General features: G+C 36.2%; 15 protein-coding genes. 7 read left to right on the top strand and 8 right to left on the bottom strand.

Annotation, left to right across the window (positions count from 1 at the left end; all coding sequences use genetic code 11):
• Positions 1 to 20 precede the first annotated feature (20 nt).
• The 3 genes from CWD90_RS09435 (at position 21) to CWD90_RS09425 (ending at position 1,408) form a co-directional block, all read left to right on the top strand.
• Positions 21 to 338 carry a DUF4870 domain-containing protein gene (locus tag CWD90_RS09435; RefSeq protein ID WP_103475707.1) on the top strand — a complete coding sequence of 106 codons (318 nt, stop codon included), beginning with the start codon at positions 21 to 23 and terminating at the stop codon, positions 336 to 338.
• Positions 339 to 420: 82 nt separating this feature from the next.
• Positions 421 to 747 carry a hypothetical protein gene (locus CWD90_RS09430; RefSeq protein WP_103475706.1) on the top strand — a complete coding sequence of 109 codons (327 nt, stop codon included), beginning with the start codon at positions 421 to 423 and terminating at the stop codon, positions 745 to 747.
• A gap of 1 nt (position 748) precedes the next feature.
• Positions 749 to 1,408: an alpha/beta hydrolase gene (locus CWD90_RS09425; protein ID WP_103475705.1), complete on the top strand. Its 660-nt coding sequence runs from the start codon at positions 749 to 751 to the stop codon at positions 1,406 to 1,408.
• On the opposite strand, the gene CWD90_RS09420 is transcribed toward CWD90_RS09425, so the two are convergent.
• Positions 1,405 to 1,899: a hydrolase gene (locus tag CWD90_RS09420; protein WP_103475704.1), complete on the bottom strand. Its 495-nt coding sequence runs from the start codon at positions 1,897 to 1,899 to the stop codon at positions 1,405 to 1,407. The genes CWD90_RS09425 and CWD90_RS09420 overlap by 4 nt on opposite strands.
• A 68-nt stretch (positions 1,900 to 1,967) precedes the next feature.
• The gene (locus CWD90_RS09415) at positions 1,968 to 2,732 is read right to left on the bottom strand and encodes an MBL fold metallo-hydrolase (RefSeq protein ID WP_103475703.1); all 765 of its coding nucleotides are present in this window, start codon (positions 2,730 to 2,732) and stop codon (positions 1,968 to 1,970) included.
• Between the two features lie 88 nt (positions 2,733 to 2,820).
• Between CWD90_RS09415 and CWD90_RS09410 the strand changes: the two genes are divergently transcribed.
• The gene (locus tag CWD90_RS09410; RefSeq protein WP_103475702.1) at positions 2,821 to 4,281 is read left to right on the top strand and encodes a nicotinate-nucleotide adenylyltransferase; all 1,461 of its coding nucleotides are present in this window, start codon (positions 2,821 to 2,823) and stop codon (positions 4,279 to 4,281) included.
• A gap of 72 nt (positions 4,282 to 4,353) precedes the next feature.
• On the opposite strand, the gene bcp is transcribed toward CWD90_RS09410, so the two are convergent.
• Positions 4,354 to 4,803 carry a thioredoxin-dependent thiol peroxidase gene (gene bcp, locus CWD90_RS09405; protein WP_103475701.1) on the bottom strand — a complete coding sequence of 150 codons (450 nt, stop codon included), beginning with the start codon at positions 4,801 to 4,803 and terminating at the stop codon, positions 4,354 to 4,356.
• A gap of 87 nt (positions 4,804 to 4,890) precedes the next feature.
• On the opposite strand from bcp, the gene CWD90_RS09400 reads away from it, so the two are divergent.
• On the top strand, positions 4,891 to 5,556 hold the full coding sequence (locus CWD90_RS09400; protein ID WP_103475700.1) for an endonuclease III domain-containing protein: 666 nt from the start codon (positions 4,891 to 4,893) through the stop codon (positions 5,554 to 5,556).
• Between the two features lie 232 nt (positions 5,557 to 5,788).
• Here the strand turns inward: CWD90_RS09400 and CWD90_RS09395 are convergent, their stop codons facing one another.
• Positions 5,789 to 6,370: an RNA polymerase sigma factor gene (locus CWD90_RS09395; RefSeq protein ID WP_103475699.1), complete on the bottom strand. Its 582-nt coding sequence runs from the start codon at positions 6,368 to 6,370 to the stop codon at positions 5,789 to 5,791.
• A 740-nt stretch (positions 6,371 to 7,110) separates the two neighbouring features.
• A complete protein-coding gene (locus tag CWD90_RS09390) occupies positions 7,111 to 7,692 on the bottom strand; it encodes an RNA polymerase sigma factor (protein WP_103475698.1) in 582 nt (193 codons plus the stop codon).
• A gap of 243 nt (positions 7,693 to 7,935) precedes the next feature.
• On the opposite strand from CWD90_RS09390, the gene uvrA reads away from it, so the two are divergent.
• Both uvrA and CWD90_RS09380 read left to right on the top strand, forming a co-directional pair.
• Entirely contained in the window at positions 7,936 to 10,719 is a 2,784-nt protein-coding gene (gene uvrA, locus CWD90_RS09385; protein WP_103475697.1) for an excinuclease ABC subunit UvrA, read from the top strand.
• Positions 10,720 to 10,935: 216 nt separating this feature from the next.
• Positions 10,936 to 12,315 (top strand): hypothetical protein, encoded by a 1,380-nt coding sequence (locus CWD90_RS09380; RefSeq protein ID WP_103475696.1) that lies wholly within the window; start codon positions 10,936 to 10,938, stop codon positions 12,313 to 12,315.
• Positions 12,316 to 12,384: 69 nt separating this feature from the next.
• Here the strand turns inward: CWD90_RS09380 and CWD90_RS09375 are convergent, their stop codons facing one another.
• From CWD90_RS09375 to CWD90_RS09365, 3 genes are read right to left on the bottom strand one after another with little or no spacing between them, the layout of a single operon-like run.
• Entirely contained in the window at positions 12,385 to 13,854 is a 1,470-nt protein-coding gene (locus CWD90_RS09375) for an oligosaccharide flippase family protein (protein ID WP_103475695.1), read from the bottom strand.
• Positions 13,845 to 15,125 carry a glycosyltransferase family 4 protein gene (locus tag CWD90_RS09370; RefSeq protein WP_103475694.1) on the bottom strand — a complete coding sequence of 427 codons (1,281 nt, stop codon included), beginning with the start codon at positions 15,123 to 15,125 and terminating at the stop codon, positions 13,845 to 13,847. The genes CWD90_RS09375 and CWD90_RS09370 overlap by 10 nt, the downstream gene beginning before the upstream one ends.
• On the bottom strand, positions 15,125 to 17,560 hold the full coding sequence (locus tag CWD90_RS09365; RefSeq protein ID WP_103475693.1) for a YfhO family protein: 2,436 nt from the start codon (positions 17,558 to 17,560) through the stop codon (positions 15,125 to 15,127). Before CWD90_RS09365 ends, CWD90_RS09370 begins: the two co-directional genes overlap by 1 nt.
• Positions 17,561 to 17,564: the final 4 nt, after the last annotated feature.

Below are 17,564 nucleotides of genomic sequence, written 5' to 3'. Positions count from 1 at the left end.
AGGGTAATAAAATATATAAGATGGACCAGAAAACTATAAGTGAAGGAAAAACGATGGCAATAATCAGTTACATAACCGTAATTGGTCTACTGATTGCTTTTATCGTGAACAATGATAAAAAAAATGAATTTGTGAAATTCCATATTGGCCAATCCTTAAGGGTCTGGATATTGGCAATTGCCCTGTCTATTGTCCTTGGAATTATTGCAACTTTAATGGGAATGGGTTTCCTGAGAATTTTGCAATGGGCGCCATGGATTTTGGCCATAATGGGCGCAATAAATGCCAATAATGGTAAAGCGGAAAAATTGCCCATCATAGGCACTATTGGAGAATAAAAATTATTATAAAAACATTTAAAGAGGTCTAATTAGGCCTCTTTTTTTGTACACATATTAAACTTGATCTAACTTTGCCGCTATGGATAATGTTATTAAGGAAGGAAAGACTACTGCAATTGTGGCCTATTTAACTATGGTTGGGGCTCTTATTGCCATTTCTATGAATTCCGATACTAAGAACGAATTTGCCCGATTTCATATAAGACAGGCATTTGGTCTACATCTTGCTTTTCTAGGCTTTGCTATTTTTTTAAGCAACTGGTACAACGAGTATGCCTGGTATGGCCTTTATGTCTTTTATGTGGTATTGTGGTTTTATGGCTTTCTTGCTGCCCTAAACAATAAAAAACAAGAAGTGCCTGTATTAGGCCCCTATTTTCAAAAATGGTTTACTTTTATATCTTAAAATGACTACAGCCCCCTTATCACTGGAACACCTTATTAGACCATCCACCGTTACCTCCGGGAAACCGCCCGTACTATTTATGTTCCATGGCTATGGAAGCAACGAGGAAGATCTATTTTCCTTTGCCCCTGAACTGCCAAAGGAACTTTGTGTAATATCGGCAAGAGCGCCTTATCCCATGCAACCATACGGTAATGCATGGTATGCCATTAATTTTGAGGCTGACAAGGGCAAGTGGAACGACGAGGAACAAGCCGTTTTGTCTAGGGAAAAAATAAAGGTGTTTATAGAGGAAGCCTGCAAAACCTATGGGCTGGATGAAAAAAATGTAACTATTTTAGGGTTTAGCCAAGGTACTATATTAAGTTATGCCCTTGCCCTCTCCTATCCGCTTATGATTAAAAATGTAATTGCTTTAAGTGGTTATGTCAATGAAAACATGCTAGTTGAAAATTATAAGAAAAACAACTATGAAAATTTAAAGATATACGCTTCTCATGGCAGTGTAGATCAGGTAATCCCCGTTTCTTGGGCACAGAAAATACCTGGAATCCTTAAAGATTTAAAGATTGATCATATTTATGAAGAATTTCCTGTTGGCCATGGTGTGGCGCCACAAAATTTTCATTCCTTTAGTACTTGGTTGAAAGATAAAATTTAATTACTACGGGTATACAAAAGATGGTCTATTAATGAAAAATCTACTCCAAGATCATCTTTCAGTTCATATTTGATCAACACTTCGCCCCAATATTTGCCATCCGAGAAATCGGCCAGGATCCATTTATGGTTTAGAATCTTAATCTTGTTTATTTTAAAATCATTTTCCATACCCTCATAAGGAACTAACGGGTTGTCTCCCTTACTCTCATTAGTTTCCAATAACTTATCCGAGATATAGCGACTAGGGTCCTTTAGTTTTAAGTGATCGTAATAGGCCAAGGCATCATCATTATTCTCCAAAGAAAAATATTGGTTGTCCAACACCTTTAAATGCAATTTCTGTATAGAATCCTCCAATTGAACAAGTTGATCCGCTTGCGATTCTATTTTAGTGTTTTTTGCCGTCACCATATTGCTGGCACTCACAAATTGGTAGAGCGCTATTAAAGCTACAAATATGAATAGATACAGGTAAATTTTATGTTTCATGCCTTGATTTTTCGATTTATTGGTTATGATTCAAAAGTTAAACTGATTTCCGGGACTATAAAAGTGGTTTACACATCCAGCACTAGGTTATCATAGGCCAAATGCACATTTTGTGGAAGCTGCTTCTCAACTTCATCATGGAACCCCATTAAATGGCTTATATGGGTTATATATGCCCTAGTAGGCTTAATAATGGCAATAAACGCCAAGGCTTCCTCTAGGTTAAAATGTGAATGGTGTGGTTCTACCCTTAAGGCGTTGATCACTAATGTCTTTACTCCCTTTATTTTTTCCATTTCTTCCTTTTCCATACTTTTTACATCGGTTAAATACACGAAGTCCTGTATTCTAAACCCAAAAACCTGCAATCTATTGTGTTGTGCTTCTACAGGTATAGCCATTAGGTCACCTATTTTGAATGGCTTATTATTTCTAATGGTATTGATCTCTACGGCCGGTGCACCGGGGTATCGATTTTCATCAGCAAATATATAATGAAATCGCTCTTTAATTGATTCAACAACACGTTCATGGGCATAAATGGGAATATCTCCCTGTCTAAAAAAAAATGGTCTTATGTCATCTATTCCCGCCGTATGATCTGAATGTTCATGGGTAAACAATATTCCATCAATTTTTTCAACATTGTTGGTCAGCATTTGCTGTCTAAAATCGGGGCCGCAATCTATTACATAATTGTAGGAATCCCATGAGACCATTACGGATACCCGAAGCCTTTTATCCTTTTGATTTTTGCTTAAACACACAGGGTGTTTGCTCCCAATTACTGGGATTCCCTGTGATGTTCCTGTTCCTAAAAAAGTTATTTTCAATCCTATGTCTATTTAATCCAAATTTATAACTAATTTATTTAATTGATAGCTCAAACTTTTTAACTTTGCTACAAGTAAAAAAGACACTATGTCCTCTATTTTTAAGAAAGAAATTGCTTTTACCAACGTACCGTCAATAAAGGCGAAGACCTTAAGGATAAACCTAAATCCCGATATTTATGGTACCTTTTCTGAAATTGGTGCCGGACAAGAGACATCTGGGCATTTTTTTAAATCTGGAGGTGCTTCGGGAACCATTGCCAAGGCAATGAGCGCCTATGACAAAGATTTTAGCGATGCCATTTATGGTATCGAGGAGGATGGAAGATATGTAACCCAATCCAGGTTAAAGAAAATGCTGGCCCATGAAATGGAGAACATGGACAACAGAATCAGTCGTGAACAACACCCGGACAGATTATTCTTTTCTTACGCCAATACAGTTGCTACCATTGATTTTTCCAAGAGATATAAAGGGCACGGTTGGATAGGAATCCGTTATCAACTGGATCCCAAACAAAAGGAGTTAAATGAAATTATCCTTCATATCCGTTTTAAACAGAATGAGGCGAGACTACAACAGGAAACTTTGGGAATTGTAGGCGTAAATCTTATTTATGGTGCATTTTATAAATACGACAAACCTAGAAAGTTATTAAAATATCTTTATGACCATATCGACAGGGATACTGTTGAATTAGATATGGTTAATTTTTCTGGACCCAATTTCGCCGATGTCGATAATAGATTAATGAGCCTGCAACTTGTTAAAAATGATATGACTGACGCTGTAATGTTTGGACCCGATGGTAATAATCTTTTACCGGCGACCTTACTTTACAAAAAGAATATTTTGGCCCTACGTGGAAGCTTTAGACCAGTGACCAATGTGAATATGGATATGTTTAAAAAATCCTATGAAATATTCATCAGGGAACCTAGTGTTGAGGAAGAAAATACCATTGTTATTTTTGAAATTACGCTCTCCAACCTGCGGGCTTCAGGTGAAATAGATGAACAGGATTTTATGGACCGTGCAGAACTTTTATGTTCTTTAGGCCATACCGTAATGATCTCGAAGTTCCAAGAGTACTTTAAACTAGTTGAATATTTTAGCAATTATACCAAGTCTAAGATTGGTCTTACCATGGGGGTAAACAATTTGGTCGATATTTTTGATGAAAAATATTACCGTCACTTAAGCGGCGGCATCCTAGAAGCTTTTGGCAAGTTATTCTTTAAAGACCTTAAAGTCTACCTATACCCCATGCGTAATGAGGAAACTGGTCAAATCATGACCAGTAATACCATTAAGGTACATCCCAGAATGAAAGAATTGTACAAATTCTTTAAATACAATGGAAAGGTGATGGATATAATTGATTACGATCCAGAAATTTTACATGTTTTCTCTAGGGATGTTCTCAAAAAAATAATTAATGGCGAAGATGGCTGGGAATCTGTGCTTCCAGAGGGTATTGCGGAAATAATAAAAAGGAAGAAACTCTTTATCCGTAAACCAATTGAGGAAGAACAGGAAAAAGTATAAACTAAAGTGCTTATATAAAAAAGGCTGCCTTAAACTTAAAGATTATGGCAGCCTTTTTCTATTTATTACTTTTTAAAGTAATTGAGCGGCATGATCCTTGGTTTTTACCTTTTCGATCACTTTTTCTACTACTCCATCGCCATCAATAACAAAAGTCATTCTATGAATCCCATCATATTTTCTCCCCATAAATTGCTTTGGGCCCCATACGCCAAAAATATTGAGAATGGTGTGGTCTTCATCTGCCAATAAGGGAAAAGGAAATTGATACTTATTCTTGAAATTAAGTTGCCTTTTTTGCGAATCTGCACTTACTCCGAGTAACTCATAACCCTCCGCTTTTAGCTGATCATAATTATCCCTTAGGTTGCAGGCTTCTGCTGTACATCCTGGAGTACTTGCTTTAGGATAAAAAAAGACAACTAATTTTTTTCCTTGGTAATCAGATAATTTTATGTCGTTACCATTTTCGTCCCTAGCTGTAAATTCGGGTACCTTATCCCCTACTTTTAAAGTATTCATAGTGAAAATTTAAGTAAATTTATATTCTAAAACACGGCCATTTTAGTGGGTGCTCCTTTATTTAAAAGTTATAAAATTACGTAATAAATGACGAAAGCGGAAAAAGTAAACTTTACTATTAAAACTCTACAAGAAATCTACCCGACCATCCCTGTTCCTTTAGACCACAAAGACCCATATACGCTGTTAATTGCTGTATTATTATCCGCTCAAAGTACGGATGTACGTGTAAATAAGATAACACCCTTATTATTTAAAAAGGCGGATAATCCCTATGACATGGTTAAAATGACCGCGGAGGAGATTAGGGAAATTATTAAACCTGTCGGCTTATCCCCTATGAAGTCTAAAGGTATTTACGGGCTTTCGAAAATCCTTATTGAGAAATATAACGGACAAGTACCGCAAGAGATTGAGTTATTGGAGCAATTCCCGGCGGTTGGACACAAAACGGCGAGCGTGGTAGTTTCCCAAGCATTTGGCATTCCTGCATTTCCTGTAGATACCCATATACATAGGCTAATGTACCGCTGGGGATTTTCCAATGGAAAAAATGTGGTTCAAACAGAAAAGGATGCCAAAAGATTATTCCCCAAAGAAATATGGAATGATCTTCATTTACAGATTATATGGTACGGACGGGAATACTCCCCTGCAAGGGGATGGAATTTAGAAAAAGACATTATTACTAAAACAATTGGCAGGAAACCAGTGTTACATGCCTATTATAAAGCAAAAAATCCCAACTCGTAGGTTGGGATTTTTTGTTCTAGTTTAAATTATTTTCAAACTGAACATTATTATATTCAATTATTTGTAAAGAGTTGGAATAGCCCAATAGGAACTTGATAGTTTCAGGACTCGCTTTCGCAAGTTTACACTTGTTTCGATGTTCAGAGTAAATTTTTTCCATAGGATTATAGTATTGTTATGATAAGATAACGCCACTAAATTGGAAATATTGTACTCCTCGACCTATGACCTATTAATTCGTTAAAACGATATTATTCTTTTCAATGATTTTTCTTAGGTTAATTAGCGCATATCTCATTCTCCCTAAAGCGGTATTAATACTAACACCGGTATTTTCAGAAATTTCCTTGAAACTCATATCCCTGTAAATACGCATTAAAAGAACCTCTTTTTGATCATCAGGTAATTCTTCGATCAACAAATTCAAATCAGTATCGATCTGATCTTTGATCAACTGCTTTTCTACATTTAGTTTATCATCACCAATTACAGAAAAAATATTAAAATCATCATTTCCCTCGAACATTGGCATTCTTTTGTTCCTTCTAAAGTGATCGATCACCAAATTATGGGCAATTCTCATAACCCAAGGTAAAAATTTACCCTCTTCGCTATAATTTCCCTTTTTTAAGGTTTTGATTACTTTAATAAAGGTGTCCTGAAAAATGTCCTCTGAAACATCACGGTCCAAAACCTTAGAGTAAATAAAGCTACTAATACGTTGGTTGTGCCTGTTGATCAAAACCTCTAAAGCTTTTTCATTACCATTAATGTAATCCTTTACTAATACTGAGTCATCTATTTGCAGTTCCATACAAATTATTGTTTTATGGTTAAACTAGGGGGCCTCCCCTTTCGGTTCGGACTTTATTTTTTATTACTTCTTCTTTAAATGAAGACTTAAAATCTTCATTGTTGATTAGCAACAGGATAAAAGTATATAAATGCACATGTGAGAAAAAAACTATGTTGTAAAACCCCCATTAAATGATGTCAAATGCCGATTTTCTTATTTTACACATAATAATTGGCCAAAATTGAAGTTGGATGTGCTTAATGGGATTACTTAGAAGAGTAATAATTATTGTTGGATTATATAAAGGTTAAAATACCTATATAATAAGGAGTATAGAAATCCCTATGTTTATACAGAGGTATATTCCCAATCTATGGAAAATAGGCCATATAGAGATAACAGTAAAGAATAGGTCTCCAGGGATAAAGTATAAATAGAGTCTTTGGATGCCATTCCAACAACTTTACCTACTTATTCCTTTATACATATGGGAACCAACAAATATTGGTTAAATAAGGCTATTGGGAAAATTATTGGAAAAGTCTAGTTCAAACAATGTTCCTGCTTTTCATCATTACATTTAATGATGTGCAGTGATTTAGAGTAGTTCAGTAAAAAATCTATCTTCGACCTGCGTGTGGACATTAGTTTGCTTTTGTTCTTATTAGTAACGGTAATTTTCTTCATAATCTTATACGTCTAGTATCAAATAACGCAAGTGTTATGAAGAAATTAACTAAAAGCAGTTATAAAGCCTATTAATTCGTTAAAATTATATTATGCCTTTCTACTATCTTACGAAGGTTAATAAGTGCATATCGCATTCTGCCCAAGGCAGTATTAATACTCACTCCCGTATTTTCTGATATTTCCTTAAAGCTCATGTCCCTATATAAACGCATTTCCAGAACATCCATTTGATCTTTAGGCAATTCTTTGATCAGAATCTTAAGATCAAAATCTATTTGATCTTTAATAAGTTGTTTTTCTGCATTTAACTTATCGTCGCTAATTATGGAGAAAATATTAAAATCACTATTGCCTTCAAATCTGGGCATTCGTTTATTCTTCCTAAAATAGTCGATTATTAAATTATGTGAAATCCGCATTACCCAAGGTAAAAATTTTCCTTCCTCATTATAATTGCCCTTCTTTAAGGTCTTAATAACCTTAATAAAGGTGTCTTGAAAAATATCTTCGGTGGTCTCCCTGTCCTGGACTTTGGAATAAATAAAACTGCTTAGACGTTGGTTGTGACGGTTGATTAGTGTTTCAAGGGCTCTTTCGTCCCCATTCATGTAGTCTCTTACTAATACTGAATCCTCAATTAATAGTTCCATACAAATTACTTTTTTAAGGCTAAAATGCTATACCTGTTTTCTGTTACAAGTGCACTAGAGCAAATAAGATTTTAAAAAGTAATTTGTTACGTATAGGCTATTTAGGGTTTATTCTGCATCAAATATAGAAAAAATTAAATCGATTCAAAGAACTTTCCTTCAATGAATAATATTTAACTGTAAGACAAAGCCTACTAGCTAATAAAAATCACATATCGTATCTTTGCCAACTTAAATACGAGCATGACCACTATTACAGATGTTAATCCAAAGCATAATATAATAATTAAGGGAGCAAAGCTCCATAATCTAAAGAATATAGATGTTGTAATACCACGCAATAAGCTAGTAGTCATTACTGGATTGTCCGGTTCCGGAAAATCCAGTTTAGCTTTCGATACCCTTTACGCTGAAGGGCAAAGAAGATATGTAGAAAGCTTATCCTCATACGCAAGACAGTTTTTAGGAAAATTGGATAAACCCAAGGTAGATTATATTAAAGGTATAGCTCCGGCCATTGCTATTGAACAAAAAGTAAATTCTACCAACCCCAGATCCACCGTTGGCACTTCAACAGAGATATATGACTATTTAAAATTAATGTTTGCTCGCATTGGCCGAACTGTTTCCCCATTATCCGGTAAAGAGGTAAAAAAACATACCGTATCGGACGTCGTGGAACATATAAAGACTTTTGAGGAAGGTACAAAAATGCTTTTACTTGCCCCTATTAGCATTAGTGAAGATAGAGATCCTGATAAATCGCTCCAATTGCTTTCTAAGCAAGGGTTTGCTAGAATACTGCACAATGGGGTGGTAACAAGGATAGATGAGGATTTAAAAGAAGTAGGTAGGGAATTCCAGCTGGTGGTAGATCGAATTGTCTTTAAAAATGATGACGATTTCTTTAATAGATTGGGCAATGCTATTGATACTGCTTTTTTTGAAGGGAAAGGCGAATGCATAGTGCAGGAACTTGCAACAGGAATAAACACCCATTTTAGCAATAAGTTCGAGATGGACGGAATTCAATTCCTAGAACCTAATGTACATTTATTCAGTTTTAACAATCCATATGGTGCCTGCCCTAAATGTGAGGGCTATGGGGACGTTATTGGAATAGATGAAGACTTGGTGATACCCAATACTTCGCTTTCGGTTTATGAAAATGCCATTTTTCCATGGCGGGGAGAAAGTATGGGCAGATACAGGGATGAATTGGTAAATGTGGCGTACAAATTCGATTTTCCTATCCATAAACCATGGTTTCAACTATCCGAAGAACATAAACAACTGGTTTGGGAAGGGAACAGCTATTTTAACGGTATCCATAAATTCTTTGAGGGCCTGGAAGAAAAGAGTTACAAAATACAGAACAGGGTCATGCTTTCCCGTTATCGCGGTAAAACTAAATGTAGTACCTGCAAAGGAAAACGTTTACGAAAAGAGACCGACTATATTAAAGTCTCTGGAAAATCTATTTCCGATCTTGTAGAATTGCCCATAGAAGACCTTATCACCTTTTTCAAAGAAATTAAACTAACTTCCAATGAGCAGAAAATTGTTGACCGCCTACTTAAGGAAATAGAAAGTAGATTGGGATTTCTATTTAATGTAGGACTTAGTTATTTAACATTAAATAGAAAATCCAATTCTTTATCTGGTGGGGAAAGTCAACGGATTAATCTGGCTACCTCATTAGGGAGTAGTTTGGTAGGTTCCATGTATATTCTGGACGAACCTAGTATAGGACTACACCCAAAAGATACCGAAAACCTAATTACAGTTTTGAAATCGCTGCGTGATTTAGGGAATACAGTAATTGTAGTAGAACATGATGAGGATATAATGAAGGCTGCGGACGAGGTTATAGATATTGGTCCAGAAGCTGGCACACATGGTGGTGAGGTGGTTGCCCATGGCACCATGGATGAAATACTTAAATCCAATTCCCTTACAGCGGCATACCTAAATGGCAGTATGGAAATTGCCGTTCCCAAAACCAGAAGGCCTTTTAAAAATTACATTGAAATTAAGGGAGCACGTGAAAACAACCTAAAAAATATAGATGTCACCTTTCCCTTAAATATATTAACCGTAATCACCGGGGTATCGGGCAGTGGTAAAAGTACACTCGTAAAAAAACTACTTTATCCTATAATTCTAAAGGAACTGGGTGGCTATGGCGAAAAAGCAGGACAGTTTAGTTCCATGGAAGGGAAGTTTGAATCCCTTAAGCATGTAGAATACGTGGATCAGAACCCCATAGGACGATCCTCCAGATCAAACCCCGTAACCTATATAAAGGCCTATGACGATATCCGCAATCTTTTTGCCGGTCAAAAATTAAGCAAATTAAGAGGGTACCAGGCTAAACACTTTTCCTTTAATGTAGATGGGGGAAGGTGTGAAAAATGTAAGGGGGAGGGTGAGATTACTGTAGAAATGCAGTTTATGGCCGATGTACATTTGGAATGTGAAACCTGCCAAGGCAAAAGATTTAAAAAAGAAGTCTTGGAGGTAAAATTTGAAGATGCCAATATAGACAACGTCCTCAACATGACCATTGATGATGCAGTCGCCTTCTTTGAAAAAAACAATCAATCTAAAATAGTAACAAAACTAAAGCCACTCCAGGATGTAGGCCTAGGGTATGTAACTTTGGGACAATCCTCCTCTACCCTTTCTGGAGGAGAAGCCCAGCGTATAAAATTAGCTTCATTTTTAGTAAAAGGAAATACAAAGGACAAAGCCCTATTTATTTTTGACGAACCTACTACAGGTCTGCATTTTCACGATATAAAGAAATTACTCAAATCATTCGACGCGCTAATTGCCAAAGGGCATTCTATAATTGTAGTAGAACATAATATAGACTTGATCAAGTGTGCCGATTACATTATAGACCTAGGTCTGGAAGGTGGAAATAAAGGAGGCCAACTTTTGGTACAGGGTACGCCTGAAGTAGTTGCAAAAAACAAAACTTCCTTTACAGCCAAGTATTTAAAAGAAAAATTACCGCACTAATAACCGTAATCGTACTTGGCTTTTAGAAATGGTTAAATACTAATTACCATCTGTTTTAAACACTATAATAAAAACCGCTCTCCAAGTTGGCTATGAATTTTAAATCATAAGTACCTTGTAATGAGATATTTATAGTTATTTGGTAATTTTTGGCATGTTGTTTGGTATATACTAACTGAATGTAAATAGTTGCATTCTAATTTAAAACCTTATATCATGAGAAATTTAATACTCCTTTTTACAGCGCTTATATTAGGTACTACAGGTACCATGGCCGCTTCATTGGAAGATAAGGTTGCCACAAGCAATACTTATAGAAATGATAACTCATTTATTTTTGTTGAAAATGGCATAACATTTTCAGTTTACCCAGATGGTGAGTTCGATTTTTATATTGACAATGGAGGTGGTGTGAATGCCAATGTAAATTTTCGAAATGCTAATATAACTTTTAATTCAGGTTATGATTATAACCCCTATGTACAGTATGACGATTACGGTGCAGTTATTCAGGTTGAGAATGTTCCTGTATATTATGACTACTACGGAAGGGTAAGTCAAATAGGGGAAGTAAATATCAACTATAACAGAGGAAGAGTATCCAGGGTTGGTGGTTTATATGTGTATTATAACCATAATGGTCATTTTAGCCATCAAAGTGGATATATAAATGTTTACAACAGGCATTACGTATATAGTCCTTTCCACAGCTATTTTGTAAGACCGGCCTTAGGTTTTGGCTTTGTATTTGGCAGCCCTTACAGAAGGTATTACGAACCTGTTAGATACTCATACTATAGGCCCTATCATAAAAACTACCGAAAAGCATATGCTAAGGTAGGTCACCATTATAAGTACGATAAAGGGCATCATAACAATAGAAGCTCAGTTTACCGAAATGATAAAAGAGTTGCCGTGAGGGACCATGGATATAGAAGTCAAAGCAACCTTAGGTCAAATAGGTCTGTAGCAAGTAGAGACAATGGTTATAGAAAGAACAACAATGTTTCAAGAAGTACAACGTCCAGAAACAACAATGATGGATATAGAAAGAACAATAATGTTTCAAGAAGTACAACGTCCAGAAGTAACAATGTTGTAGGTCGAAATAATAATGTTTCAAGATCCACTGCTCAACGCAGTAATAACAATGGAAATAATACAGTAAAGAGAAGCACCACGGTTAGGAGTAATTCTCCTAGCTCTAGAAATAACAAATCCGTTTCCAGAAGTTCTTCAATTCGCTCTAATGATAAGGGCAATGGTCAAAGAACAGTAAGTAGAACAACGACTACAAGAAGTAATAATGGAAATGGTAGTTCTATAACAAGAAGCAAAGCTGTTGTTTCCAGACCTTCCGGAAATACCAGAACAACGGTAAAAAAGGAGGTTAGTAGAAGCCCAAGAAATACTTCTGTTAGAAGCAGTTCTTCCAGTAGAAGTAATAGCGGTTCATCCGTAAGGAATACGTCCGTAAAACGACCAAATGTACAGTCGAAAAGTACTGCGAAAAGGTCTGTGGCAAAGTCTTCTTCCAGTAGTGCAAGAAAAACGTCAACAACTTCCTCGAGAGGAAGAAGTTCTAGAAGTAATTAAAAATAGTTTTTAGGTTGGTTAGTTGTTTAGCCCCGTAGCGAATTCGTTCCTGCGGGGTTTTACTTTGTCTTATTTCTTCTTCCCCAACTTACCTAAATAAAATGAAATTGCTCCATAGACATCTTCCGATATTCTAAATTTATATAAAATAAGGACATAACAGAGGATAATCAATATACTCTTAAGAGCAATATTAACAACAGGATGAAAAGGAAATGATATAAAGTAGAATATGGCAGATAAGATCAAGAGTAAAAATACAACCTTAAAAGTTTCCTTGGTAATGGGTTGAATACCAAATTTCATTTTTACAAAAACCAGTTTTATGGTATTGTAAATAAAAAAGGCCATAAAGCTAGCTATTGCTGCTCCATCCAAACCATATTTTGGAATAAGCCACAGGTTCAACAATATGGCTAAAATGGCTAATATAACCCCCATTAGAAGCAGTGACCTATAATAATCTGAATTATACATTATAGCATTGTTATTGCCCAATAAGGCATCATATACCTTGGCAATGCCGATGATGAAAACAATAACATATCCACCGCGATAAGAATTGGGCAATAAATTATAAAGATCATTTAGGTTTAAAACAATCAAAATAAATATGAGCCCAGATACTATAAATAAAGTCAGGGAACTCTTTTGATATAGTATTTTTAGTGCCTTTAAATCCTTTTTATGAAGTATCTCAGCGGTTAAAGGATAGGTTATATTATGCATGGATCTTGACGGAACAGCTATAACAGTTGCAATATAACCAGCCACACTGTAGTAGGCCACATTTTTAATTTCAATAAATTGATTGAGCATTACCTTATCTACCTCCAGTAAAACAATTGCTGCCGATCCGCCTAAAATAATAAGTGCGCTATAATTAATAATTTCACGAGTGTTGTCCGGAAGCTTAAAATCTAACTTTAAATTCAGTAATCTTAAGGCATATAGCTGCATTATCAGGGTCCTGAGAACATACATCCCCACCAATGTATTTAGAAAGGTTAATACAGAAATAAAGTTCCAATACACCATTAAAAGTAAAATGGTAACCACTATTCTACTGAAAACTTCTTTCATGAAATTCCCAAAAACGGACTTCATCTGAACTTTGGCCCAGGCATAAAATACCTCAAAATAAGCCATCGCCATCCCAATAATAAAAATATGCCAAACATACCCTTTAACTATAGGGTTCTCCTTGGATAAAAAATCGCCGATAGCCTCATTGGCAAAATAGGACACCATTGCAATAGGTATCACAAGAACAAGTGGCAATAATACCATTAAGGTCAAAAAACTATCTCTACTTTTAAGTTCTTGAAAACCGGAATAATATTTGATCATGGTATTTGGAATCCCAAATGCCAAAAGTGGCATCAAAACAGAAGATGCCGAAAGTATTACATTGACCAATCCAAAATATTCATCCGACAAAAATCGTGTATATAAAAAGAGTAGATTCAAAGCCCCTATGGCAAAACCACCATAGGTAATCAATGTATTGTTCAATGATTGTTTTAAGACTATTCCCATGCTAAGTACTTGGACAACTTCCTAGTTAATTCCCTTCTGTGGTAATGCTCTATTTTTGCAGAAGACAATACCAATTGTTCCTTCTTATAATCCTGAAACCACGCCAACAAAGTGCTCTTCAATTCATTAGCCTGTTGGTAGTCATAAGTTTTACCGGTATTAGACTCTGAAATAAGGCTTCCTACCTCCCAATTGGTTGGGCCTACGCCCAATATAGGTCTTTTTGCAGCCATATATTCAAATACTTTTCCTGGGATAATTCCTTGGGTCTCTTCTGAGTCTATCTCTATCAATAATAATACTTGGGATTTTTTTTGATACTGCAACGCTTCTTCATGGGAAACATAACCTAGAAGTTGGGTATAAGGTTGAAGCCCAAAAAAATAGATGCTTTCCAAGACATCCGAACTTATAACCCCCGCCAATTGTAACTTAAAGTACTTTTTAAAGTCGGGAATTTCGTGAATCAATTCAGAAATAGCCTTCCAAAGGTTTTTGGGGTTTCTACCACTTAGAAGAGACCCAATATGTGAAACCGTGAAATCTATGTCCAATATCCCTGGACCTTCATTTACGGTATCATACCCATTAGTTATTACCTCTATAGGTTTTTTGGTCAGATTTGAAAACTCCTGTTTTGTAGTTTCGCTGGTAACTATAATTTTATCGGCTTCATTTAATACCAATTGTTCTAAACGCTTGTGTTTTTTTCGGGAGGAAACCGTAAGTTTCAATTTATTATGATATCCAATAGAGGTCCAAGGATCTCTAAAATCAGAAATCCACCTCACTTTGCTTCGTTTTTTTAATTCAAGACCAATAAGATGAATGCTATGGGGTGGCCCTGTGGTTATAACAGTTCCAATACCTTCTTGTTCAATAATAGTCGCCAAAAAAGTAACAGATGGTTTTATCCAAAACTTTCTTGCATCGGGAATAAACAGATTGCCACGAATCCATAACAACAATTTTTCCATAACGGATTGGTTATGGGGATCTATTATACCAGAGCTAATCTTTTTTGTCTTATTCTTGGAAAATATTCGCGCAAATCCATAGGGTTCAAGAATAGGCTTCTTGTAAACTTTAATGCCCTCTGGCACTTCCTCCAAAAAAGTGTTATCTATAATAGGATAATTGGGGTTTTCTGGGGTATAAACTATGGGCTCTATATTAAAATCCCTTAGGTATTTCACAAATTTCAACCATCGCTGCACTCCAGGTCCACCTGCAGGCGGCCAATAATACGTAATGATGAGGACCCTCTGCATTAAGCCGTTGGTTTTTCTCTAGATTTCCAAAAGGCATGTCCAATTCCAAAACATAACACAAGTATCATCAGTATAGAACTGGCCATGGTAATATTTCCCCCAATTTTAATAAGGGTCGGCTCAAATTTAAATTCAATTTTGTGTTGGCCAGCAGGTATTTCCAAAGCCCTTAACACATAATTCACCTCAAAATGTTCCTTTAATTTCCCATCGATATAGGCATTCCAACCATGTGGATAATACATTTCGGAAAATACAGCTATGCCCGGTTTGGCATTATTAGAACTATAAATCAAATGATTGGGTTTATAATCGGTAAGCTTAATGGTCGTTGTAGAATCTGTAATATAATTAAGCTCCTCCAAATCGGCAAATTTGGATTTATTAAAAACGGCTTTGTTCTTTACTTCCAAAGAATTTAACGCCATTATTTCATCATTGGCATTATAAACCGGCACCAATTCATTTATAAACCACGCATTGCCATTGGCATCAGGATTTACTGCTGGATAATTTTTACCTTCTTCGTCTTGTTGCACCACATATTTCACATTGAGCATACTTAAAACGCGAACGTTATTCTTTGAGATATGAAAGTCGAACAAGTCTTGGATTCCAGACGGTTTAGCAGCGTGGTAGCCCCAAATGGACTGGTGAAAATATGCCGTACGGCCTCCACCACCTATCTCGGAAGGGTCGTATACCCTAAAAATAGAGGTGTCCTTGGCAATCTGCTTGTCCATATCAGTTTCTTGAAAGGGCTCCAGCATTCTCCTTTGTGCTACAAAATCATCTTCGTTTACGTAACGCTTGGCCACACCTACCAAATCGAACAAGAGTAGAACCCCCAAAATAACAATCGCCAGATTCTGTTTCAATTTATTTTTTAGAAAGAACCAAATTACTAGAGCTGCTAAAGCAACATAGATCAATGACCGTAAAATATCTGAATTATAAACAGACTTTCGATCTGCTACAATTAAGGCAACAATGTCATCACCGTAATACTGCCTGTAAGTTTCATCACTTTGTCCTACAAAATCGAACATTCCTTTTACTAAAAAAAGTACTATTCCGATTCCCATAGTAATGAAAAAAGTGAGTTTTAAATCCTTTAGTTTCTTAGAAGCGTCCAGCTTATTATCAAAAAGTTGTGCAAGACCCAAGATGGCCAAAACAGGTACACATAGTTCAAGAATAACCTGAATTGATGATACCGCCCTAAACTTATTGTACATCGGAAAATAGTCGATCATGACATCCGTAAGTAGTCCAAAATTCTTGCCCCAAGAGAGTAGCAAGGCCATAATTGTACCCCCCAGAAGCCACCATTTCATCTTTCCTTTTACCAAAAAAAGTCCCATCACAAAGAGAAAAAACACAATTGCCCCAATATAGGCCGGAGCGGCAACAATGGGTTGGTCTCCCCAATACAAAGGCAATGTACTTGTGAAATCCAGAGCTTTGGTCCTGGAAATTCCATTTTCCGTTAAAAAAGTATATGTTTTGGAATCGGCTCCCAGATCTTCACCCCCAGAACCTCCAAACAGTCTAGGAACAAACAGATTTAAGGACTCCGCAATACCATAACTAAATTGGGTAATATAATCCCGATCCAGACCGGAACCTTTATCTTGAGGTTCTCCATTGGCATTTATCGTAAGCTCGGATGAACCCCTTGTACTCCAATCTGCATATTCTTTAGTAGCCAATAGACTAGTAGCATTGGCGGCTATTCCAATTATCACAGCTAAAACTAAGATTCCGACCGACACCCCAAAATGCTTCACTTTCTTTTCCTTAATGGCATCTACTAAATAAACACCTCCAAGTATAAGTACCAATAACATAAAATAGTAGGTCATCTGATAATGGTTGGCGCCCACCTCCAAGGCCATGGCTATAGCCGTAAGAAGAAACCCCCAAAGGTATTTTTTTCTGAAAACCAGAATAATTCCACCCAAAAGCATGGGCATATACCCTATTGCATGGGCCTTGGCATTATGCCCAACCCCCAAAATAATTATCATATAGGTGGAGAAACCAAAGGCCAGAGCACCTAAAACAGCTAATTTATAATCTACCTTAAGACAACAGAGTAAAATGTAAAAACCGATAAGATATATAAAGAGATAATCTGCAGGTCTTGGTAAAAAACGGATTATCCGATCCAATTTTTTAACATAGTCATGTGGGTAATATGCCCCTAATTGATAGGTAGGCATACCACCAAAGGCACTATTGGTCCAATAAGGCTCTTCCCCGGTTTTCTTTCGAAAATCGTTTTGTTCTTTGGCCATTCCTGTAAACTGAACAATATCAGATTGTTCTATTACCTTGCCTTGTAATACGGGATGGAAATAAGCGAGGGCGACAATAATAAAAAATGCGGTTGCAAAAAAATGGATAAAAAAGGCTCTTAGACCGTTTCTCATGGTT

This window comes from Arenibacter catalasegens, from assembly GCF_002909235.1.
Taxonomy (GTDB): Bacteria; Bacteroidota; Bacteroidia; order Flavobacteriales; family Flavobacteriaceae; genus Arenibacter; species Arenibacter catalasegens.
The sequence above is the reverse complement of the archived record's forward strand: the minus strand, read 5'-3'. Positions and strand labels throughout refer to the sequence as shown.